The sequence below is a fragment of the Microbispora sp. CA-102843 genome, assembly GCF_050936215.1.
GTDB lineage: Bacteria > Actinomycetota > Actinomycetes > Streptosporangiales > Streptosporangiaceae > Microbispora.
On sequence record NZ_JBNJNF010000001.1, the window covers coordinates 9,220,858 to 9,240,567 of the forward strand.

Annotated in this window: 22 protein-coding genes and 1 pseudogene; 10 read left to right on the top strand and 13 right to left on the bottom strand. The window is 72.2% G+C overall.

All coding sequences use genetic code 11. From position 1 onward, the window contains the following. Positions 1–104 precede the first annotated feature (104 nt). Complete coding sequence (locus ACQEVJ_RS42985; RefSeq protein WP_433110950.1) at positions 105–965, bottom strand: GNAT family N-acetyltransferase; 861 nt, start codon at positions 963–965, stop codon at positions 105–107. 145 nt (positions 966–1,110) lie between these two features. Here ACQEVJ_RS42985 and ACQEVJ_RS42990 point away from each other — a divergent pair. Beyond that, positions 1,111–1,260: pseudogene (locus ACQEVJ_RS42990) on the top strand (GNAT family N-acetyltransferase); the annotation flags it as partial. 66 nt (positions 1,261–1,326) lie between these two features. Here the strand turns inward: ACQEVJ_RS42990 and ACQEVJ_RS42995 are convergent. Next, positions 1,327–1,737, bottom strand: a complete 411-nt coding sequence (locus tag ACQEVJ_RS42995) for a DUF2000 family protein (RefSeq protein WP_433113266.1) — start codon at positions 1,735–1,737, stop codon at positions 1,327–1,329. A gap of 72 nt (positions 1,738–1,809) precedes the next feature. On the opposite strand from ACQEVJ_RS42995, the gene ACQEVJ_RS43000 reads away from it, so the two are divergent. Next, a complete protein-coding gene (locus ACQEVJ_RS43000) occupies positions 1,810–2,637 on the top strand; it encodes an AraC family transcriptional regulator (protein WP_433113269.1) in 828 nt (275 codons plus the stop codon). Position 2,638: 1 nt separating this feature from the next. Here ACQEVJ_RS43000 and ACQEVJ_RS43005 read toward each other — a convergent pair whose 3' ends face one another. The 3 genes from ACQEVJ_RS43005 to ACQEVJ_RS43015 form a co-directional block, all read right to left on the bottom strand. Next, the gene (locus ACQEVJ_RS43005) at positions 2,639–3,805 is read right to left on the bottom strand and encodes an MFS transporter (protein ID WP_433110952.1); all 1,167 of its coding nucleotides are present in this window, start codon (positions 3,803–3,805) and stop codon (positions 2,639–2,641) included. A gap of 21 nt (positions 3,806–3,826) precedes the next feature. Beyond that, on the bottom strand, positions 3,827–4,288 hold the full coding sequence (locus tag ACQEVJ_RS43010) for a PPOX class F420-dependent oxidoreductase (protein WP_433110954.1): 462 nt from the start codon (positions 4,286–4,288) through the stop codon (positions 3,827–3,829). Between the two features lie 63 nt (positions 4,289–4,351). Next, positions 4,352–5,365: a GntR family transcriptional regulator gene (locus tag ACQEVJ_RS43015; RefSeq protein ID WP_433110956.1), complete on the bottom strand. Its 1,014-nt coding sequence runs from the start codon at positions 5,363–5,365 to the stop codon at positions 4,352–4,354. Positions 5,366–5,500: 135 nt separating this feature from the next. Between ACQEVJ_RS43015 and ACQEVJ_RS43020 the strand changes: the two genes are divergently transcribed. The 3 genes from ACQEVJ_RS43020 to ACQEVJ_RS43030 all read left to right on the top strand — a co-directional run bounded on the left by ACQEVJ_RS43020 (position 5,501) and on the right by ACQEVJ_RS43030 (position 7,502). Then, a complete protein-coding gene (locus ACQEVJ_RS43020) occupies positions 5,501–6,604 on the top strand; it encodes an FAD-dependent monooxygenase (RefSeq protein ID WP_433110958.1) in 1,104 nt (367 codons plus the stop codon). 164 nt (positions 6,605–6,768) lie between these two features. Continuing rightward, a complete protein-coding gene (locus tag ACQEVJ_RS43025; RefSeq protein WP_433110960.1) occupies positions 6,769–6,960 on the top strand; it encodes a DUF5999 family protein in 192 nt (63 codons plus the stop codon). Further along, the gene (locus tag ACQEVJ_RS43030; RefSeq protein WP_433110962.1) at positions 6,957–7,502 is read left to right on the top strand and encodes an ATP-binding protein; all 546 of its coding nucleotides are present in this window, start codon (positions 6,957–6,959) and stop codon (positions 7,500–7,502) included. Before ACQEVJ_RS43025 ends, ACQEVJ_RS43030 begins: the two co-directional genes overlap by 4 nt. Here ACQEVJ_RS43030 and ACQEVJ_RS43035 read toward each other — a convergent pair. The 3 genes from ACQEVJ_RS43035 to ACQEVJ_RS43045 form a co-directional block, all read right to left on the bottom strand. Then, positions 7,468–9,867, bottom strand: coding sequence for an ATP-binding protein (locus ACQEVJ_RS43035; RefSeq protein WP_433110964.1), 2,400 nt, complete (start codon positions 9,865–9,867; stop codon positions 7,468–7,470). The two genes, ACQEVJ_RS43030 and ACQEVJ_RS43035, sit on opposite strands and share 35 nt — an antisense overlap. A gap of 107 nt (positions 9,868–9,974) precedes the next feature. Further along, the gene (locus ACQEVJ_RS43040) at positions 9,975–10,199 is read right to left on the bottom strand and encodes a hypothetical protein (protein ID WP_433110966.1); all 225 of its coding nucleotides are present in this window, start codon (positions 10,197–10,199) and stop codon (positions 9,975–9,977) included. Between the two features lie 73 nt (positions 10,200–10,272). Further along, the gene (locus ACQEVJ_RS43045) at positions 10,273–10,746 is read right to left on the bottom strand and encodes an NUDIX domain-containing protein (RefSeq protein ID WP_433110968.1); all 474 of its coding nucleotides are present in this window, start codon (positions 10,744–10,746) and stop codon (positions 10,273–10,275) included. 160 nt (positions 10,747–10,906) lie between these two features. On the opposite strand from ACQEVJ_RS43045, the gene ACQEVJ_RS43050 reads away from it, so the two are divergent. Together ACQEVJ_RS43050 and ACQEVJ_RS43055 are read left to right on the top strand one after the other, a co-directional pair. Then, on the top strand, positions 10,907–13,150 hold the full coding sequence (locus ACQEVJ_RS43050; RefSeq protein WP_433110970.1) for an MMPL family transporter: 2,244 nt from the start codon (positions 10,907–10,909) through the stop codon (positions 13,148–13,150). Between the two features lie 102 nt (positions 13,151–13,252). Continuing rightward, positions 13,253–14,482, top strand: a complete 1,230-nt coding sequence (locus ACQEVJ_RS43055) for an MFS transporter (protein WP_433110972.1) — start codon at positions 13,253–13,255, stop codon at positions 14,480–14,482. Positions 14,483–14,516: 34 nt separating this feature from the next. Here the strand turns inward: ACQEVJ_RS43055 and ACQEVJ_RS43060 are convergent, their stop codons facing one another. The 4 genes from ACQEVJ_RS43060 to ACQEVJ_RS43075 all read right to left on the bottom strand — a co-directional run bounded on the left by ACQEVJ_RS43060 (position 14,517) and on the right by ACQEVJ_RS43075 (position 16,363). Continuing rightward, the gene (locus tag ACQEVJ_RS43060; RefSeq protein ID WP_433110974.1) at positions 14,517–15,101 is read right to left on the bottom strand and encodes an N-acetyltransferase family protein; all 585 of its coding nucleotides are present in this window, start codon (positions 15,099–15,101) and stop codon (positions 14,517–14,519) included. Beyond that, positions 15,098–15,373 (bottom strand): DUF1778 domain-containing protein, encoded by a 276-nt coding sequence (locus tag ACQEVJ_RS43065; RefSeq protein WP_433110976.1) that lies wholly within the window; start codon positions 15,371–15,373, stop codon positions 15,098–15,100. The genes ACQEVJ_RS43060 and ACQEVJ_RS43065 overlap by 4 nt, the downstream gene beginning before the upstream one ends. Positions 15,374–15,447: 74 nt before the next feature. After that, positions 15,448–16,110, bottom strand: a complete 663-nt coding sequence (locus ACQEVJ_RS43070) for an MBL fold metallo-hydrolase (RefSeq protein ID WP_433110978.1) — start codon at positions 16,108–16,110, stop codon at positions 15,448–15,450. Between the two features lie 109 nt (positions 16,111–16,219). Continuing rightward, on the bottom strand, positions 16,220–16,363 hold the full coding sequence (locus tag ACQEVJ_RS43075) for a hypothetical protein (RefSeq protein ID WP_433110980.1): 144 nt from the start codon (positions 16,361–16,363) through the stop codon (positions 16,220–16,222). A 118-nt stretch (positions 16,364–16,481) separates the two neighbouring features. Between ACQEVJ_RS43075 and ACQEVJ_RS43080 the strand changes: the two genes are divergently transcribed. After that, positions 16,482–17,297 (top strand): putative RNA methyltransferase, encoded by an 816-nt coding sequence (locus ACQEVJ_RS43080; RefSeq protein ID WP_433110982.1) that lies wholly within the window; start codon positions 16,482–16,484, stop codon positions 17,295–17,297. Positions 17,298–17,340: 43 nt separating this feature from the next. Here the strand turns inward: ACQEVJ_RS43080 and ACQEVJ_RS43085 are convergent, their stop codons facing one another. Then, positions 17,341–17,526 carry an FtsX-like permease family protein gene (locus tag ACQEVJ_RS43085; protein ID WP_433110984.1) on the bottom strand — a complete coding sequence of 62 codons (186 nt, stop codon included), beginning with the start codon at positions 17,524–17,526 and terminating at the stop codon, positions 17,341–17,343. Between the two features lie 108 nt (positions 17,527–17,634). Between ACQEVJ_RS43085 and ACQEVJ_RS43090 the strand changes: the two genes are divergently transcribed. Together ACQEVJ_RS43090 and ACQEVJ_RS43095 are read left to right on the top strand one after the other, a co-directional pair. Continuing rightward, positions 17,635–17,808, top strand: a complete 174-nt coding sequence (locus ACQEVJ_RS43090) for a helix-turn-helix domain-containing protein (protein ID WP_433113272.1) — start codon at positions 17,635–17,637, stop codon at positions 17,806–17,808. A 109-nt stretch (positions 17,809–17,917) separates the two neighbouring features. Next, positions 17,918–19,708 (top strand): prolyl oligopeptidase family serine peptidase, encoded by a 1,791-nt coding sequence (locus tag ACQEVJ_RS43095; RefSeq protein ID WP_433110986.1) that lies wholly within the window; start codon positions 17,918–17,920, stop codon positions 19,706–19,708. Positions 19,709–19,710: the final 2 nt, after the last annotated feature.

Genomic DNA, 19,710 nt, shown 5'->3' on the forward strand with positions numbered 1-19,710 from the left:
GGCGCGGGCGCCGGTGTCCCACCGGCTGTCGCGACGGTAGACGGCGCAGATCAGAGCCGGATCAGAACGAGCCCGTCAGCCGGGATGCCCCGTGAGTCGGGGGTTCAGCCCATTGCGAGCATCATCGGGGCGAACATGCGGGTCCGGTCGCCCGGGAGCGGCCTGCCGCCGTGGACCATGAAGGACGTCGAGAACGCCGGTGACACGCCCCGCTCGCCGAGCCAGTCCAGCAGGCCCGGCCGGGCGCGCTCGACCTCGATCCGCACCAGGCCCTCGGCGTTCCGCGCGAGGTCGGTGACGAGCGCGCGGGCGACCGCTTCATCACCGGCGACCACCGGCCCGATGAACAGGGTGTCCATGCTGCGCCACGACACGGCGTAGCCGGTCAGCCCCGTCTCGTCCTCGGCGACCCTGACCTCCTTGGCGAAGGCGAACAGCCGTGCGAGCAGCCCGGCCCGGTCGGCGCCGAAGACCTCGCCGTCGAGCGCGAGCAGGGCGTCGAGATCGGCGTCGAGGTCGGCCGGCCTCGACAGGACGGGGTCGTCCCCGGCGCGCAGGCGCCCCACGCGCGCCTCCGTCACGCCCAGCGTCTCGAACCCGAGCTTCTCGTACAGCGGCCGGCCGAGCTCGGTGGCCCAGAGGAAGACGGTCGCGTCACCGGCCGTGTCGAGCACGTGCGTCATCAGCCGCCGGGCCAGCCCGCGTCCGCCATACCGGGCGGCGACGAGCATCATGCCGATGCCCGCCGCGGTCGTGCCGTACCGGGTCAGCGTGACCGTGCCCGCAAGCTCTCCCGAAGGGGCGTCGATCGCGTAGACCTCGGCGTTCTCCAGGAGGAACAGCCACTTGCGCTCCTCCCGGGCCCAGGCCCTGTCCTCGCTGAGGGCGAGGCATCGATCCAGGTCCTCGGGTCCGAGCCGGCGTACGGGAAGCTCGGCGGCCGGCGTGGTGAGCGGGTCGGGCATGCGTGCTGTCCTTGTCCGCGCCGGTTCACGGCACCGGCACTCATGGCGGCATCCGAGGCTAACCGCATCCCGATCCGGCGGAAACCGGTTTTCCACCGGTGTTAATCCGCGTGCGGCGGACCGCCGATCTCGTCAGGATCGTGCCATGCGACACTGGCCGCTCTTCGCGCTGCGACTGACGACCCCCCGGCTGGAACTGCGCCTGCCCGGCCCGGACGACCTGGACGCGCTCGCCGACCGGGCGGCCGAGGGTGTCCACGACCCCGGCGAGATGCCGTTCGGCGAGCCGTGGACGACCCCCGACGGTTCGGGATCCACGGCCTCGAACCCTGCCTCCCCCTGTTCGGAGCCTCGGAGGGGATCACGGATGCAGGGCGAGCCCCTTGACCACTTTGTCCACGGCGTTCCTGGGGCCGTACACGGCCAGCCCGACGAGCGGCATCTCCTCGGCCGTTACGGCCCGTACGGCGGCCCGGTTGTCCACGTCGTTGCCGGTCTTGAACATCTCCTCGATGTAGACGGCCACGTCGAGCCCTCGTTCGACGGCGCGGGCGCGCACCCGGGCCAGCCCGGCGGGGTCCGCGGCGTAGACGAGCACGGGCTGGCGGAACATCGGCAGGTAGGAGGTGCCCGAGCCGTCCTCGTACCGTTCCCCGATCGCCTCGGGGACTCCCCCCGCGACCGCGCTCGCCAGGAACGCCGTCACGTTCAGCTTCTGCCACACGGCCAGGTCCTCCCGGACCACGATGCCGATCTTGGTGTCGAAACGCATGCGCACCAGCCTGCCTCCGCGTGCACGGGCCGTCTTGTACGCTCGTGCGCCGCGACGGAGCACAATGGCGTTGTGGCACAGGACTGGTCCCGCTACTGGCGCTCCCCCGACCGGTCGCTGGAGGCGATGCACGCCCACTTCGCCCGGCACGTCTATCACCGGCACAGCCACGAGACGTACTCCTTCGGCGTCACCGAGGAGGGCAACCAGGCGTTCACCTGCCGCGGGGCCGCCCACACGAGCGTGACGGGCATGGTCATGGCGTTCAACCCGGACGACCCGCACGACGGGCACGCCGCCGACGCCCTGGGGTTCACCTACCGGATCGTGCACATCGGCCCTGAGCTGGTCACCGACGTGCTGGGCGACCTGGCCGGACGGGAGACGGGACCGCCCCTGTTTCCCCACCCCGTCGTCCACGACGCGACGCTCGCGGCCGGGCTCAGGGCGCTGCACAAGGCCCTGCTCGGGGGCGCAGGGGCCCTCCGGAGGGACGAGTTGCTGGCCGCCGTCGTCTCCTCGATCGTCCGGCGGGCCGCCACCCGCCCGGTGCGGGCGCGGGAGGCCACCTCCGCCGACGCCCGCCGCATCGCCGAGCGGGTGCGCGGCCGCCTTCAGGACGCCCCCCTCGCGGAGGTCACCGCCGACGACCTCGCCGCCGTGACCGGGCGCAGCAGGTTCGCGGTCTATCGCGCGTTCCGTGCCGTGTACGGCATGGCGCCCAGCGACTACCAGCGCCTGCTCCGGTTGCGTACGGCCCGGCGGCTGATCGCGCAGGGCCGTTCACTGAGCGAGGCGGCGGCCGAGGCGGGGTTCACTGACCAGAGCCACCTCACCCGGTGGTTCGTCCGCTGTTACGGCATAAGCCCGGGGGATTACCGGACGGCAGCGCCGGCCTGATTCAGGCCGCCCACCGCCCGCGCCTGCCCGCGTACGCGGCGGCCCCCACGAGCAGCCCGCCGAGCAGCAGGTAACCCGAGGTCAGGGACAGCGCGGTCGCGACCGCCCCGACAAGGAGCGGGCCGCCCGCGTCGCCGATCTCTCGGCCCACCTCGGCGCTTCCCATGGTCTGGCCCATGCGCTCGGGAGGTGTGGCCCCGGCCAGAACGGCGAACCCGAGCGGGGTCACCAGCCCGATCCCCGCGCCCGCCGTCGCCGCCGCGAGGACGAGCGGGACCACGCCCGGGACGGCCGCGAGCGCGAAGGCCGTCGCGCAGAGCAGTAGCCCGGTGGCCAGGCCGTGGACCGGGCTGATCCTCCTCGCGTCGAGCGCCCGGCCCGCGAGTGGCTGGGCGACGGCGGCGCACGCGGCCAGCACGGAGACGACCGCACCCGTCGTGATCGGCCCAAGCCCGTCCGCGCGGCCGGACACCGGCAGGAAGCCGACCCCCACCGACAGCGCCGCCGTCCCCGCCGCGAGGGCCGTCACCGGCCGCAGGAACCCGGGATCGGCGAGACGCCGGGCGAGGTCGCCCACGGTCTGCCTGGCGCGCGGCAGCGGCGGCACCCGGGGCACCGTGAGGGCCGCCCAGCAGGCCACTGCGGCGGCCAGCACGGCCATGACCGCGAACAGCGAGCGCAGGCCGCCTGCCGCGACGACCGCCCCGCCGAGGAAGGGGCCGAGGGTGTAGCCGATGCTCTTGTAGAAGCCGTATGAGCCGAAGGCCCGGCCGCGCGCGGTCTCCGGTGTCAGCCGCGCGACCAGCGCGGACGCCGCGGGCGAGAACGCCGAGGCCGCCGCGCCCTGCCCCAGCCTCGCCGCCAGGAGCCACCGGGCGTCCGGGAGACCATGGGGCCAGGCCGCCACCACGTAAACGCCCGAGGCGAGGACGAACGCGACGAGGCCGCCCACGAGCACCGGGCGCGGTCCGATCCGGTCGGCCAGCGTGCCGAACGCCGGTTTGAGCACGACCTCGGCACCGTCGTACAGGGCGAGCAGCAGGCCGAGCCGGAGCAGGGACGCTCCCGCGCCGTCGCCGGCCACGCCGAGGTTGGCCGCGATGCCGTGTGCGCCGAAGGCGGTGGTGAACCCGGCGGCGTACAACGGCCACAGGCGCGCGCGGCTCACGGCCGGTTCGGGGCCGGCGCGTCACGCCAGGCGGGGCGGGAACCCGCCGGTGGCCACGGGTCCCCAGGACTCCGGGGTGATCCGCACCAGCGACTTGCCCTGGCGGACCATGGCCGCGCGGTATTCCTCCCAGTCGGGGTGCTCCCCGGAGATCGAGCGGTAGTAGTCGACCAGCGGCTCCAGGGCCTCCGGCAGGTCGAGCACCTCGGCGGTGCCGTCCACCTGCACCCACGGCCCGTCGAAGTCGTCCGACAGCACGACCACGCTCGCCCTCGGGTCACGGCGGGCGTTGCGGGTCTTGGCGCGTTCGGGGTAGGTCGACACGACGATGCGGCCCTCGGCGTCGACTCCGCAGCTCACCGGGGACGCCTGGGGGCCGCCGTCACGTCTCGTCGTGATCAGGATCGCCCGGTGGCGATCACGGATGAAGTCGAGCAGCTGCTCGCGGGAGACGGTCTCGGCGGTCGCGATCCTGGGGCTCATGCCTTCTCCTCGCCGCCGGCTCGGAGGTGTCCACTGATTCGCTCGCTCATGCCGCCACTTTAATCACCGTCCGGAGGCGCGGGTCCGCTCCACCAGGCAGGTGACGCCGTCGAGCAGGAGCCGCATGCCGAGCTCGAACACGTCGTCGACACGGAAGTCGTACCCGTCCCCGCCCAGCGCGCCGATGACCTTGGCGAAGGCCGGGTAGCGCCCCGATTCCGCGATGGCGCTCAGCGCCGGACCCTGGACGTCCATCCACTGTTCCTCCGACAGGCCTGTCGCCGCCGCGATCTGCGCCTCGCGCTCCAGGTCGATCGCGAGGCCCTGCACATGGCTGTAGAGCAGGATGTGGACGTCGAGCACGGTCGCGGAATCGAGGCCGAGGCCGTCGAGGGCGGCCAGCGCCCAGTCGGCGTGCACGGTCAGTCCGGGTAGCGCCAGCGGCCTGCCGAGCGGGCTGAGCTGCGCCAGCCACGGATGCCGCCGGAAGATCGCCCACAGCGTACGGCCCGCGACCTCCAGCCGTTCCCGCCAGCCCTCGGGGGGATCGCCGGGATAGCCCAGTTCGCCGAACGCCGCGTCCGCCATGAGCAGGATCAGATCGTCTTTGCTTCCCACGTACCGGTACGGCGACATGGCCGCGACCCCGAGCCGGGCCGCCACACCGCGCATCGACAGCGCCGGCAGCCCCTCGGCGTCGGCGATCTCGATGGCCGCCCGCACGACGCGCTCGCGGGTCAGCTCGCGTTCGGCCCCCGTGCCCGGCCGCCGCCGCGCCGCCTCGGCGGCACGTGGGGCCGGTGCCGCCGCGCGTGTCCGATCTCCCGGCGGTGCGGCGGTTCCCGGCGCGGGCGGGAGGGCCGGGGGTGGCTCCGCGACGACCGTGCCGACGCGAGGTTCCGCGCGGACGAGCCCCTCCTGGCGCAGCTCGGCGAGCGCCCTCGTCGCGGTGGCGAGCGCGACCCCCCACTGCGCGGCCACCTGCCGGGTCGAGGGCACCCGGTCGCCGGGCGCCAGCTCGCCCTCGGCGATCCTGCGCCTGAGTTCGGCGGCGATCCTCGCGTACGGCGGCGTCACGTCGATCTCCTCTCTGTACTAGGACAGAGACTACCTGTCCTAGTACACAAACTCGCCATAGTTGCAGGTTGAACGATGGGCGCTTACACCGTACATTCGCCGTGCATACAACATCCACACCCCCTGGGAGCTTCGATGACCAACGTGCTCGTCTCCGGCGCCGGTGTCGCGGGGATCACGCTCGCCTACTGGCTGCGCCGCCACGGCTTCGCCCCGACCGTGGTGGAGCGCGCTCCCGGCCTCCGCGCCGGAGGGCAGGCGATCGACATACGCGGCGTCGCGCTGGAGGTCGCCGGCCGCACCGGCGTCCTCGACGAGGCGCGGCGCCTGCGCACCGGGCATCGCGGCATGTCGGTGTACGACGGCGAGGGCAACGAGATCATGCGCTCGGAGGAGATGACCTACAGCAGCGGCCGCCTCGACAACGACGACATCGAGCTGCTGCGCGAGGACCTCACCCACCTGCTGTACGAGCGGGCGCGCGGAGAGGTCACGTTCCTGTTCGGCGACTCGATCACGGAGCTGGAGCAGGACGAGCGGGGCGTCGTGGCCCGGTTCGAGCACGCCGAACCGCGCCGGTACGACCTCGTGGTGGGCGCGGACGGACTGCACTCCACGGTCCGGCGGCTGACCTTCGGGCCGGAGCAGGAGTTCGCCCACCACCTGGGGATCTACCTGGCCGTGTTCAGCGTGGACAACTTCCTCGGACTGGAGGACTGGCAGGTCTGGATGCAGGACGGGGAGCGCGGATACGGGATCTTCCCTGTCAGAGGGAACAGCGAGCTGCGGGTCACCATCGGCTTCCAGTCCGAGCCGCTCGACCACCGGGACCCCGCCCGGCTGCGCGCGGCCCTGGCCGAGGCGTTCGCAGGTGCGGGCGGGGAGACGCCGAGGCTGCTGAAGGGCATGGAGGAGGCGAGCGACTTCTACTGCGACTCGATGGCCCAGGTCCACATGGACCGGTGGTCGTCGGGACGGATCGGGCTCGTCGGCGACGCGGCCTACTGCCCGTCCCCTCTGTCGGGCCAGGGCACGAGCCTCGCCCTCGTGGGCGCGTACGTGCTGGCCGCCGAGCTGGCGGCGGCGGGAGGCGCGCACGAGGCCGCCTTCGCCCGCTACGAGCGGCGGATGCGGCCCTTCGTGGCGCTCAACCAGGCGCTGGCCACGGAGAATCCGGGCCGTGGGGCTTCCGAGGAGTCGGTCGATCGAGCCAAGGACGCGATCTCCCTGGACGGGTGAGGGCCGGGCAGCGTTTTTGCCCGCCGCCGACCCTGCTAGCACCCACTACGTACGTATGCCTCGAACAGGTATCGATACGGGTGTTTTCCCCCTCCCCACCCCAAGACGCGAGAAGGCAGTCTGAAAACGTCTCAAAGAGTGCATGAGAGCCAGGGGGACCGATCATGTGCCAGCACCACCCGCAGTGCCCGTCGGCGGACGCACCCGACCGCGACGCGGCCTGTCTGATCGCCTTCCACCCGGAGCAGGGATGGGGACTGCTCTGCAACGGCGTGGTGCTCTTCGACGACAGCGGTGAGCTCATGCCGGACGGCCGCAGCGTCCCTGCTCGCGTGTCTCTGGGGTGTGCCGCATGAGTTTGATCTACTGTCCCGTCCGAGACGAATCACCGTCATCCACCCGGGGTGGCGACGCGCCCGCCGCCCTGCCGCGCCGGCACTCCGCGGTCCGTCACCGCTGGGAGACGCTGCGGCAGCGGGTCGGCGACCTCACCATCCAGCTCGTGGACGATCCCGACGTCGAGGCGGCGTCCTGGCGGCTGCCCACCGACGCCACCTCCGCCGGGCGGGCCCGGCGGCTGGTCGGCGAGCGCCTGAGCGCCTGGGGCATGGAGAACCTGTCCGACGTGACGCGGCTGCTGGTGAGCGAGCTGGTCACGAACGTGCTGTGCCACACCTGCTGCGGCGACCTCGTCCTACGGCTGTCGGCCGTCGAGGGACTGCTGCGCTGCGAGGTGGAGGACTGCGACGGCGCGATGCCCGAGATGGCCCGGCCGGCCGCCTCCGACGAGAGCGGGCGCGGACTGCGGCTGCTGGACTCGCTGGCCTGTTGCTGGGGCGCGGAGCGCACCCGCCAGGGCAAGATCATGTGGTTCGAGCTGCCGGCGTACGCCCGCTGACCGTGCCGCTTGGGCCGTTCGCGTCGTCCGCGGCCGGGCCCACCGGGCGCTCGCTCAGCCGCTCCTTCACCCAGGCGGCGACCTGGGCGCGCGACTTGAACCCGAGCTTGTCGAGAATGTGCTCGATGTGGCCTTCCGCGGTGCGCTGAGAGATGACCAGTCTGCCGGCGATGTCCTTGTTGCTCAGTCCCTCGGCAACGAGCTGCGCGATCTCCGTCTCCCTACGCGTCAGCGGAGCGATCCGGCCCTCGGACGGCGCGGGCCCGCGGGCGGCGGGCGTCCGTTCGAGCAGGGCGTACGCCAGCGCCTCTTCCCGCGTCAGGGCCGCGCCTTTGGACACCTGGGCCAGGAAGGCGCGCTCGTCCAACGCCTCGCGGGTGGCCGCCTCGCACTCGTCGTGACAGCGGCTCATGTAGCGGAACTCCGCCAGCCGCGCGCCGACGGCCTGCCAGAAGGTCCGTATGACGCCGAGCAGCCGGGCGGCCCGCTCGTACTTCTGCTCGCCGGCGGCGAACCAGGCATGGGCCTCCAGGTTCATGCCTATGCCGAGCTGGTCGCCCACCGCCGTGTTGTAGCGCAGGCTCTCGTTGTCGAACTCGCAGGCCGCGTGCATGTCGCCCCGGTGCCAGGCGTCGATCGCCAGCGCCAGCAGCGCGTACGCCCGGTGCCAGCCCTCGCCGTACAGGTCGCACAGGGCGACGCACTCCTCGGCGAGGTCGCGGGTGGCCGGGCGGCCGAGGAACGCGTTGGCCAGGGCGAGCCGGTTGAGGGCCAGCGCGAGGCCGATGGGGTTGCCCACGGCCCGGTGGGCGTCCGCCGCCTCCTCATACCGCCGCATGCCGCTTTCCAGGTCGCCCCCGCACACGGCCGCCATGCCGGACAGGAACGCGATGTAGCCGAGCGTCACCCGCAGCCCGAGCCGCTCGGCGATCGCGCTGGCCTCCTCCAGCCGAGCGAGCGTGGTGGCGCAGTCGTCCCTGAGCAGGGCGATCCAGGCGCCCGCCCACAGCGCGTGGGCGCGCACCTCGCCGGGTTCCGTCGCGGCGGCCAGGCTACGGTCGAACCAGCCGGCCCCCTCCGACAGGTGGTAGCCACTCCAGTGGTAGAGCAGTTCCGCGGTCATCGCCAGGCCCGTCTCGGCCTCTCCCGGCTCGCGCAGCGACCAGTCCAGGGCCTTGCGGAGGTTGGCGTGGTCGCGCTGCAGGCGTTCCACCCACGACTGCTGGGCGGCACTGAACAGCTCCGCCCAGGCCCGTGAGGAGATCTTCCGGTAGTAGTCGCGGTGCCGCCGGTGCAGCGTCGCCTCGTTCCCGGAGGCGGCCAGCAGCTCACGGCCGAACTGCCGCACCGTGTCGAGCACGCAGTAGCGGATCACCCCCTCGGACTCCCGGCGGAACAGGACCGACTTGTCGACCAGCCCGGCGACGAGTTCGAGCACGTCCTCGCGGGCGATGCCGTCGCCGGCGCACACCTGCTCGGCCGCCTCCAGGTCCAGACCCCCGACGAAGACCGAGACGCGCTGCCACAGCAGCCGCTCCTGCTCGTTGCACAGGTCGTAGCTCCACTCGAACAGCGCGCGCAGCGTACGCTGCCGGGGCAGCGCGGCCCGCGATCCCCCCGTGAGCAGCCGGAACCGGTCGCCCAGCCGCTCCAGCACCTGGCTCACCGAAAGGGCGCGCAGCCGTACGGCGGCCATCTCGATCGCCAGGGGCAGACCGTCGAGCCGGCGGCAGATCTCGGCCACCGCCTCCTCGTTCTCCGCGGTCACCTCGAACCCGGGGACGACCGAGGCGGCCCGCTCGGCGAACAGCCGGACCGCGTCCGACTCGGCGAGCGGCACCGCCGGATCACCGTCGACGGCGGGCATCGACAGCGGCGCCAGCTCGACGATCCGCTCGCCGTCGATGCCGAGCGCCTGCCTGCTGGTGGCGAGGACCCGAAGATCGGGCAGCGCGCGGACCAGCGCGTCCACGAGCACCGCGCACTCGGCGAGGACGTGCTCGCAGTTGTCGAGCACGATCAAGGTCTGCCGGCCCCGCAGGCGTTCGACCAGCGCGTCGAGCGGCGGCCGGGTCGAGTGATCGTTGACCGACAGCGCCTCGGCCACGGTCTGCACGAGCAGGGCGGGATCTTCGAGCGCGGCCAGCTCGACCAGCCGCACGCCGCCGGGGAAGCTCCTGCGGACCTCCTCGGCCGCCCGCAGCGCGAGGCGGGTCTTCCCCACCCCGCCCGCACCGATCACCGTGACCACGTGTGAGGTCCCCGGCAGGCGCTTGAGCTCGGCCAGCTCGTGCCGGCGTCCCACGAAGCTGGTCACCTCCGCGGGCAGCCCGGCCGGTTCCCCCCTGGCAACCCTCGTTCGCATCGCGGTCATGACGCCCACGCCGCCCCCGTCGTCCGGTACGCCACCACGTCGTGGCTCATACCAGCGTACAAACGCGGTTCCGCCCGACCGGGCACCCCGGGGCGGGCTCAGCCCTTCATCCGCCGCAGGATCTGCTCGCGGCGCAGTTGCAGGTCGTCGATCAGCGCCTCCTGCTGCTCGACGTTGGTCAGCAGGGTGGACCTCTCCGCCATGTCCGTGGGCGCGTCCCAGCTCTGCCCGATCTCCTCGCGTATCTCCGCGGTCTCCCTGCGCAGACGCTCGATCTGAACGTCAACCTCCTCGAGCTCCTTCTTGAGCTCCGGCTCGTCCATGCCTCACCGTCCCGTTACGTCACTCACGTTCGTCATGGCGTGTTCGTCCACCCCATTCCACGAGGACGGGAAACTATTCGGCGACGGCGGCAGGGAGGTAGACGGTTTCGCCGGTCGCGCGGGCCCGCTGGGCCGCCGTCAGCCGGGTCACCAGGTAGGCCGGCATGAGAGAGGCGGCCTGCTCCGCCGTGAAGAACCCGTAGTCGTCCAGCTCCTCCTCCTGCAGGACCACGCCCGTCCCGTCCTCGAACGTGCCGCAGTCGAACAGGAAGTGGACCAGCGGGATCGGCCGGTCGTCCCGCGGCGGCACCCACTGGACCACGAGCAGGCGGCCCACCGGCCGGGTGAGGCCCAGCTCCTCGGCCAGCTCCCGCCCGCAGGCCGCCTCTGGCGACTCACCCTCGTCGACGTGGCCGCCCGGCCACCCCCAGTGGTCGCGGTAGCCCGGCTTCACCAGCAGGACCCGCCCCGAGGAGTCGGTGAGGAAACCCGCCGCCGCGGCGGCCACCTTGAACAGCCCCGCGTAGAAGGCGTCCGCCGGGATCATCGCAGCTCCGATCTCATGCCCTGAGCCTAGTAAGGGATGTCCCCTAGATCGCGGGGAGGAGGACGTACGCCCCGGGCAGTACGCGCGATCTGGTCTGCTCGCCCGATGTCCCGCCCGTGATCGCTACCTACCGTCGAAGCGGACGTAAAAGGGGAGGGTCATGGGACGCCGCAGGAACATCGCCGCCACCGTGGGCGGCTGGAGCGCGCGCCATCGGTGGTGGGCGCTGCTCGTCTGGGTCGCCTTCGTCGCCGTCGCGACGGTCGCGGGCAACGCCGTGGGCACCGCGGAGATGCGCGGCTACGAGTCCGCGAACGGCGACTCGCGCCAGGCCGAGCAGATCCTCGACGGAGCGCGCTTCGCGAACGTCGCCGGTGAGGTCGTGCTGGTCCAGTCCCGTGAGGGGACGCTGACGGTGACGGACCCCGACTTCCGCCGGGCCGTCGAGGACGTCAAGAGGGCCGTCGAGGCCACCGGCCAGGTCGAGCACGTGCGCACGCCGTACGACAAGGAGCCCTCGCCGGTGACGCAGAACCGGCGCACGACGCTGGTCCAGTTCGACATGAAGGGCGACGGCGGCACGGCGGAGGAACGGATCCAGCCTGTCCTCGACGCGGTGGCCAGGGTGCAGGGGGCGCACCCCGGCCTTCGCGTGGAGGAGGCGGGCGCGGCCAGCTCGGGGAAGCTGATCGGCGAGGCGATCGACGAGGACTTCGTCCGCGCCGAGCAGCTGTCGCTGCCCATCACGCTCGGGATCCTGCTCGCCGCGTTCGGCGCGCTGCTGGCGGCGGTCGTCCCCGTCGCGCTGGCGATGACGGCGATCTTCGCGGCCACCGGCCTGCTGGCCTTCACCAGCCATCTCCTGCACGTCGACTCGGCCACCAGCAACGTCATGCTGCTGATCGGCCTGGCCGTGGGCGTCGATTACTCGCTCTTCTACATCATGAGAGCGAGGGAGGAGCGGGCCAAGGGCCGCGACAAGAAGCGGTCCATCGAGATCGCGGCGGCCACGTCGGGGCGCGCCGTGCTCATCTCCGGCATCACCGTCATCGTGGCCATGGCGGGCATGTTCCTCACCGGCAACGGGATCTTCATGGGCTTCGCCGAGGGCACGATCCTCGTGGTGCTCACGGCCGTCGTCGGCTCGCTGACCGTGCTGCCCGCGCTGCTCTCGCTGCTCGGCGACAAGCTCGACGCCCGCCTGATCCACGGCACGGCGCGCGTCCTCACCGGCGGCCGGGTCACCTGGCGGCGCGTCCTCGGCGTGCGCGGCGGCCAGAGCCGGATGTGGGGCGCGATCATGAAGCCGGTGCTGCGGCACCCGCTGATCTCGGTCGTCCTCGCCGGCGGCCTGCTCGCCGCCCTGGCCGTCCCGGCCTTCGGCCTGAAGACCGGCACCCAGACCATCGACGACCTCCAGGGCGACTACCAGATCGCCGAGACGTTCAAGCGGATCGACAAGGCGTTCCCGGGCGGCAACGAGCCGGCGGTGGTCGTGGTGAAGGCGGCCGACGTGACGACGCCGGCGTTCACCGCGAAGATCGAGGACTTCAGGCGGCGGGCGCTGGCCACGGGCGAGGCCAACGAGCCCTTCGCCGTCGCCGTCAACCCCGACAAGACGGTCGCGAAGATCAGCATCGGCATCAAGGGCACCGGCACGGACGAGGTCTCCGAGCACGCGATCCGCACCCTGCGGGAGGAGGTCGTCCCCGCCACGCTGCCCGGCGCCCACGTGACCGGCGCCACAGCGGACTCGATGGACTTCAACCAGCAGCTCATGCGCCGCATCCCGCTGGTGTTCGGGTTCGTGCTGCTGCTGGCGTTCGTGCTGCTGCTGGTCTCGTTCCGCTCACTCGTCGTGGCGGTCAAGGCCATCGTGCTCAACCTGCTGTCCGTCGCCGCCGCGTACGGCGTGCTCGTGCTGGTCTTCCAGAAGGGGTACGGCGAGAGCCTGCTGGGCTTCCACTCGACCGGGACGATCACCAACTGGCTGCCGCTGTTCCTGTTCGTGATCCTCTTCGGGCTGTCGATGGACTACCACGTCTTCATCCTCAGCCGGATCAGGGAGGCGTACGACAGGGGCATGAGCACCGAGGACGCCGTGGCGTTCGGGATCAGGAGCACGGCGGCCGTGGTGACGAGCGCCGCGCTCATCATGGTGGCGGTGTTCGCGACGTTCGCCACGCTGTCGCTGCTGACGTTCATGCAGCTCGGCATCGGCCTGGCGGCGGCCGTGCTGATCGACGCCACCATCGTCCGCGCGGTGCTGCTGCCCGCGACGATGAAGCTGCTCGGCGACTGGAACTGGTACCTGCCGCGCTGGCTGAACTGGCTGCCGCGGTTGTCGCACGGCGACGACGTGGCCGAGGAGGCCCCCGAAGAGCGGGTCCCCGCCCTCGTCTGACACTCCGCCCCGTGCCCCGGATCGGCGATCACGCCGGTCCGGGGCACGCGTGGCGGGGGTCACGCAAGGGGCAAGAAGCACATAACGGTAAAATTCGTCTACGTGGGGCATACGGGTGAGAACAGTCGCAAACCCCTGATCTACTGGACCGCCGGTGTGCTCGCGTACATGGTCGCGGTCTTCCACCGCCAGTCGCTCGGCGTGACGGGGATCGACGCGGCGACGAGGTTCGGGGTCGGGTCGGCGGCGCTGTCCACCCTCGCGATGCTGCAACTGCTCGTCTACGCGGCCATGCAGGTCCCCGTCGGCGTCCTGGTCGACCGCCTGGGCTCCAAGCGCATGCTGCTCATCGGCGCGGCGGTCATGACCCTCGGCCAGATTCTGTTCGCCGTCGCCACCGGGCTGGGGGCGGCCGTCGCCGGAAGGGTGCTGGTCGGCTGCGGCGACGCGATGACGTTCATCAGCGTGATCCGGATGGTCAACGTCTGGTTCCCGCCCCGCCGCAACCCGCTGATCGTCCAGCTCACCGGCATCCTCGGCCAGTTCGGCGCGGTCGTGTCCGCCGTGCCGCTGATCACCTCGATGCACGCGTACGGCTGGACGCCGACCTTCCTGTGGGCGGCGGGCCTCGGGGTGGTGGCGCTGGCCGCCGTCGGCCTCTTCCTGCGCGACCGGCGGCCGGAACGCGCGCCCGCGGCGCTCGGAGTGCGGGCGGCCTGGGCAGAGCCGGGCACCCGCCTCGGCATGTGGACCCACGCCGCCACCCAGTGCTCGGTCGCGGCGTTCACGATCCTGTGGGGCTATCCCTTCCTCGTGCAGGGCCAGGGCCTGTCCCCGCGTACGGCCGGCGTGCTGCTGACCACGCTGACGCTGCTCGCGATGGGCTGCGGGCCGCTGCTCGGCCACCTCGCCGGGCGCTTCCCGCTGCGCCGCTCGTGGATGGTGCTCACGGTCATCGGCGCCACGGCCGGCGCGTGGACGCTCGTCCTCCTGTGGCCCGGCCCCGCCCCGCTGTGGACGCTCGGGCTGCTCATGCTGGCCCTCGCCACCAACGGCCCCGGCTCGATGGTCGGCTTCGACTACGCCCGCACGTTCAACCCGGCCGAGCGCATCGGCGTCGCCACCGGCATCGTCAACGGCGGCGGCTTCGCCGCGTCGATGTCCCTGATCGCGCTCGTCGGGGTCGTCATGGACCTGCAGAACGACTTCCGCTGGGCGTTCGCCGTGCAGTATCCGATCTGGCTGCTCGGGGCCGTACAGGTGATCCGCTACCGCGCCCGCGCCCGGCGCCGGGCCACCCTTCGCCCCACCCCCGCCCCGGCCCCCGCCTGACCGCAACCCGCCTGCGTCAGAGCAGACTCACCGCCTACTTGTCGCGGCTGCTCTCCACGTCCACCGCTTCCGTGAAACCCGGAATCGTGCCGATCACACCGTCCCAAGCCCCACCCGGGAGGGCCCGCCGCAGGTCCTTCATCAGCAGCAGGAGGTGCAGAGGGTCGCTCGGGCTCTGCTCGAACGCGGCGAGCCGCAGATGAAAGGCCCGCGCCGCCTCGCTCTCACAGTGGATGAGCATGGCTCGAACACCGATCTGGTCGGCCACCCGCGCCACTCTCCGGAAGGCGTCCACCACGAGCGCCCGTCCCAGCCCGATGCCCTGCACGGCTCTGTCCACACCCAACCGGGCCAGGACGACGACGGGCTGATCGTGACGACCGGCCCCCTTGAGCAGCCGTGCGGGAGCCGCGGCCGGACCGACACTCCCGGCCGCGATCGCGTAGTAACCCACCACTCTGCCGGACTCGATGTCGCGCACGACGTACACACGACATCCTCCACTGGCATGCGCCTGCAGCGCATGGCGCGTCAGCCACTCGCTCTGGGCGGGGGAACCGCAGTCGAAGCCGTCGAGGTCGTCGCCCCTGGTGACGGGGGACACCGAAGACAGCTTCACGGGTTTTCGTCCAGGACCGTCGGGGTCCTCATGAGCTCGGCAAGCCCCGGCACGTCACGAGACTCCCGGGACAGGGCCGCATCGAAGGCCTGCCACTGCTCCTCGCCGAGCCGGAAAACCGTCCGGTCCGCCAGCAACTCGCGGGCGGCCATGGTCGCCGCACCGAGGACGAACGAGGAGACGGTGTCCCCGGCCACCTCGCTCGCGTTCTCCAGCAGCCGCTTGGTCTCCGTGTCCACGCGCAGGTTGATGCGCTCCTCTTTGACACCCACGACCAGAGCGTACGTACGTTGTGCACCCATGGCCAAGAGCTTAACAATGAGATGAGCGAAGAGCGACCGTTTGATTACTGCATGTGCACGAAGGGGTCGGGGAAGTGGGCGGGGGCGAGGACGGTCGCTCGGGCGAGGATGTCCTTGCGCGTCCGTACGGCGAGGTCGGGGTCCTCGTCGTACACGTAGCGGATCTCCGGGTCGGCCAGCTGGACGGGGTGGTGCAGGGCGTCGCCGCTCATGAGGACGTCTCCCGCCTCGACGCACTGGTGGCCGGGCGTATGGCCGGGCGCGTGCAGCACCCGGACCCCGGGCACGGGTTCGGCGTCGCCGTCGATGACGTCGAGCAGGTCACGCAGGGGATCGAGGATCAGTTCGCGCACCGGGTCGGCCGCCCACTCGACCTCCGCCCGCTGCACCACGTGGCGGGCGTTCGGGAAGGCGGGAGCGCCGTTCACGACCGCGCCGCCCATGTGGTCGCTGTGCAGGTGGGTCAGCACGACGACGTCCACGTCGGCCGGGGCGGCCCCGGCGGCGGCCAGTTCCTCGCCGAGGCGGCCGGGCAGGGGTGCCCAGGTCGCGAGCGAGTCGGCGCCGCCGATCCCGGCGTCCACCAGGACCGTACGGCCCGCCGCCCGCACCAGGAAGCAGTGGAAGTGCAGCACCCACTCATCGGCGGGTTCGAACGCCGCGCCGGCGAACATCTCGGGCAGCGGCTTGCGGATCGGTTCCTTCATCGGACCCACGGCATCACAAAGTGGGACGATCTCGACACCGGCCACGATTCTCGGCTTATGCGGCATCGCATCACGATAGAAGAAGCGCCCACGATAGAAGAAGCGCGGTTCAGCGGGCGGCGGGGACGGGCGCGTAGTCGACGTCGAGGTCGGCCGCGTAGACCGCGCGCTCGCAGTGGGCGCAGCGGTAGAGAATCGGGCCCTCGTCGAGTTCGGTACGGCAGCGCGGGCAGCGGCGGCGGGTGCGGGTCATCGTGGTCTCCCCCTTCGAAAAGTTCCTTGCGCGTCCATGGAACCTCCGCCGGCTTGCCGTACTCCTGCAGCCGACTTGTCGCCGGTTCGCAGTCCCGCGCGGGGTGGATGATGGACGGGTGCTCGCCGACGTCATCGACCACCTCGTCTGCCCGGCCTGCCGTGCGGCGGTCCATCTGGCCGACGGGTCGGTCAGGTGCGCGCACGGCCACTCCTTCGACGTGGCGCGGCAGGGATACGTGAACATGCTCACCCGCCCGGCCGGCACGGCCGACACGCCCGCCATGGTGGCCGCGAGGGCGCGCTTCCTGGAGGCGGGCCACTACGCCCCGCTGGCCCGCCGCCTCGCCCGGATGTGCGAGGGCGCCGCCGTGGTCGCCGACGCCGGCGCGGGCACCGGTTACTACCTGGCCGCGGCGCTCGGCGACGACGCGGTGGGCATCGCGATCGACGTGTCCAAGCACGCGCTGAAACGGGCCGCCCGCGCCCATCCCCGCATCGGCGCCGTGGTGGCGGACGTGTGGCGGCCGATCCCCGTCGGCGACGACCGCGTGGACGTGCTGCTCAACGTCTTCGCGCCGCGCAACGCTGAGGAGTTCGCCCGCGCGCTGCGACCCGGCGGCTCCCTGGTCGTCGTCACACCCGGCCCCGGCCACCTGAGCCCGCTCGTCGGACGGCTCGGCCTGCTGAGCGTGGACGAGGACAAGGACCGCCGCCTGGAGGACGCCCTGGCCGGCCGATTCGCCCGCATCGCGGAGGAGACCGAGGAGATCGCGCTCTCGCTCGGCCACGACGAGGTCGAGGCGGTGGTCGGCATGGGCCCGAGCGCCTGGCATACCCGCCCTGAGGAACTGGCCGCGAAGATCGCCGCGCTGCCCGACCCGGTGCCGGTGACCGCGTCCTTCCACATCACCCGCTGGACGGTGTTGTCCTGACCAGGCGAGCCTGGACCGCGACGACCTGACCACGCGGCGCGGATCACGAGCGCGGGATCGCCACGCCTCTGGTACGGATCGCTGGGGTGACCGCCGCGACCGCCCCCAGCAGGAAGCAGATCGCGATCACCGCCAGCGCCTCCGCCACGACATACCGCAGCACCTGCGCCCGCGTCGCTCCAAGCAGCCGCAGGCCGCCCCGCTCCGCCGCACGGTCGGAAGCCGCCATCAGGGCACACGAGGACTTCGGCGCCGCCGTACGGCTCCACGCCGGCAGCGGCCGTCCCTGGGAGGTGACACCAGCTCCCCCGCCGCGCCTGCGGAAGCGCTGTCCGCGCTGTCCCCGCAGGAGCTGCAGACCGTACGGCTGGCCGCCAGGGGCCTGACCAACCGGGAGATCGGCGCGCAGTTGTTCCTCAGCCCGAAGACCGTCAGCTACCACCTCTATCGGGCGTTTCCGAAGCTCAACGTGGCCAGCCGCGCCCAGCTCGCCGGCCTGGATCTCTCCTGACCGGCGCGCCGCCCGAACTCGCGACCCGACATCGCCCGTTTGTGGGGCATTGTCGCGTCTGGCGGGACATACTGAACCCGACCCCGTAGGAGCGCAGGGGAGGGCCGGCATGAAGGCCGAGGAACGCTGGCAGGCCAGGTTCCGGGCACCGCGGGTGACCCTGCCGACGTGGGCGCGCCAGGCGCCGCAGCGCGCCGTCTACCGCGGCAACGCCTCAGGCTCCTGGGAGATCTACGCCTGGGACCGGTCGAGCGGCCAGACCCGCCAGGTCACCGACCGCCCTCAGGGCACCCGCTATGGCGCGATCGACCCCACCGGCCAATGGATCTGGTGGTTCGGCGACATACGCGGCGACACGGACGGCGACGGGCACGGTGTGTGGTCGCGCCAGCCGTTCCACGGCGGCCCGGACGTGCCCCTGGTCATGCCGCCCGGCCACCCCTGCGGGCTCGCGCTCGCCTCGGACGGCGCCGCGGCCGTCGGCCGCTCCTCCCGGGACGGCTTCGAGATCCTGCTGGCCCGGCCCGGAAACGAGCCGGTCACGTTGTATCGCCACGACGAGTACGCCGCGGTCGCGGACATGTCACTCGACGGCTCGCTCATCGCCGTCAACCACAGCGATCACGGCGACGTCCTGCACCCGGCCGTACGGGTCATCAGGGCGAACGGCTCGACGGTCGCCGAGCTGAACGACGGACCTGGCAGGGGCGTGACCGGCGGCAGGTTCGCCCCCGTCCCCGGCGACCGGCGCCTGCTCGTCCTGCACGAGCGCAGGGGCCGCCGCGAACCGCTCGTGTGGGACCCGGTGACCGGCGAACAGCGGGAGATCTGGCTGCGCGTGCGCGGCGAGATCTCCGCGGACTGGTACGACGACGGCCGGGCGCTGCTCATCATCCACAACCAGCGGGGACGCACGGAACTGCTGCGCTACGACCTCGCCGGAGGCGGCCTCACCCCGATCGAGAGCCCGCACGGGGTGATCGAGGCGGCGGCGCCGCGCCCCGACGGCACCGTCGAGTACGCCTGGTCGAGCGCCGCCCACCCGCCGGTCGTCAAGTCGAGCAACGGCCACGTGCTCCTCAGCCCCGGGCGCACGCCACCGCCGTCCGTGCCGCTCGAGGACATCGACGTGGAGGGCCCCGGCGGGCGCATCCACGCCCTCGTCTCCCGGCCGGAGCGGGTGGCCGCGCCGTACCCCACGGTGTTCCTCCTGCGCAGCGATCTGCCGGGGTTCGGCGACGGCAAGGAAGGCCAGGACGACGACTCGTTCCAACCGCAGGTCGCGGCGTGGGTCGACAGCGGCTTCGCGGTGATCAGGGTGAACCACCGGGGCTCGGCCGGGTATGGCTCGGCCTGGCGCGACGCCCTGCGCGGCGAGGTCGGCCACATCGAGCTGGCCGACGTGGCGGCGGTGCGCGAGTGGGCGGTGGAGCGCGGCATCGCCGACCCCGACCGCCTCGTGCTCGCCGGCACGGCGTGGGGCGGTTACCTGACCCTGCTGGCGCTCGGCACCCAGCCGAAGTCGTGGGCGGCGGGGATCGCCGCCGTCCCCATCGCCGACCACGCGGCGGCGTACGAGGACGAGGCAGAAAGCCTGCGCGCGGCGCACCGGGCGCTGCTGGGCGGTTCCCCGGCCGAGGTGCCCGAGCGGTACGCCGCGTCCTCCCCGATCACCTACGCCGACATGGTGGAGGCGCCGCTGCTGATCCTCACGGGGGCGAACGACCCGCGCTGCCCGGCGCGGCAGGTCGAGCACTACGTGCGGGCCCTGGCGGACCACGGCAGGGAGCCGTCGGTCTACCGGTACGACGCCGGACCGGGCACGCCGATGGTGGAGGAGCGGGTGCACCAGATGGCCGCGTCCATCGACTTCGCCGTCCGCGTGATTGGGAGAGTCTAGGT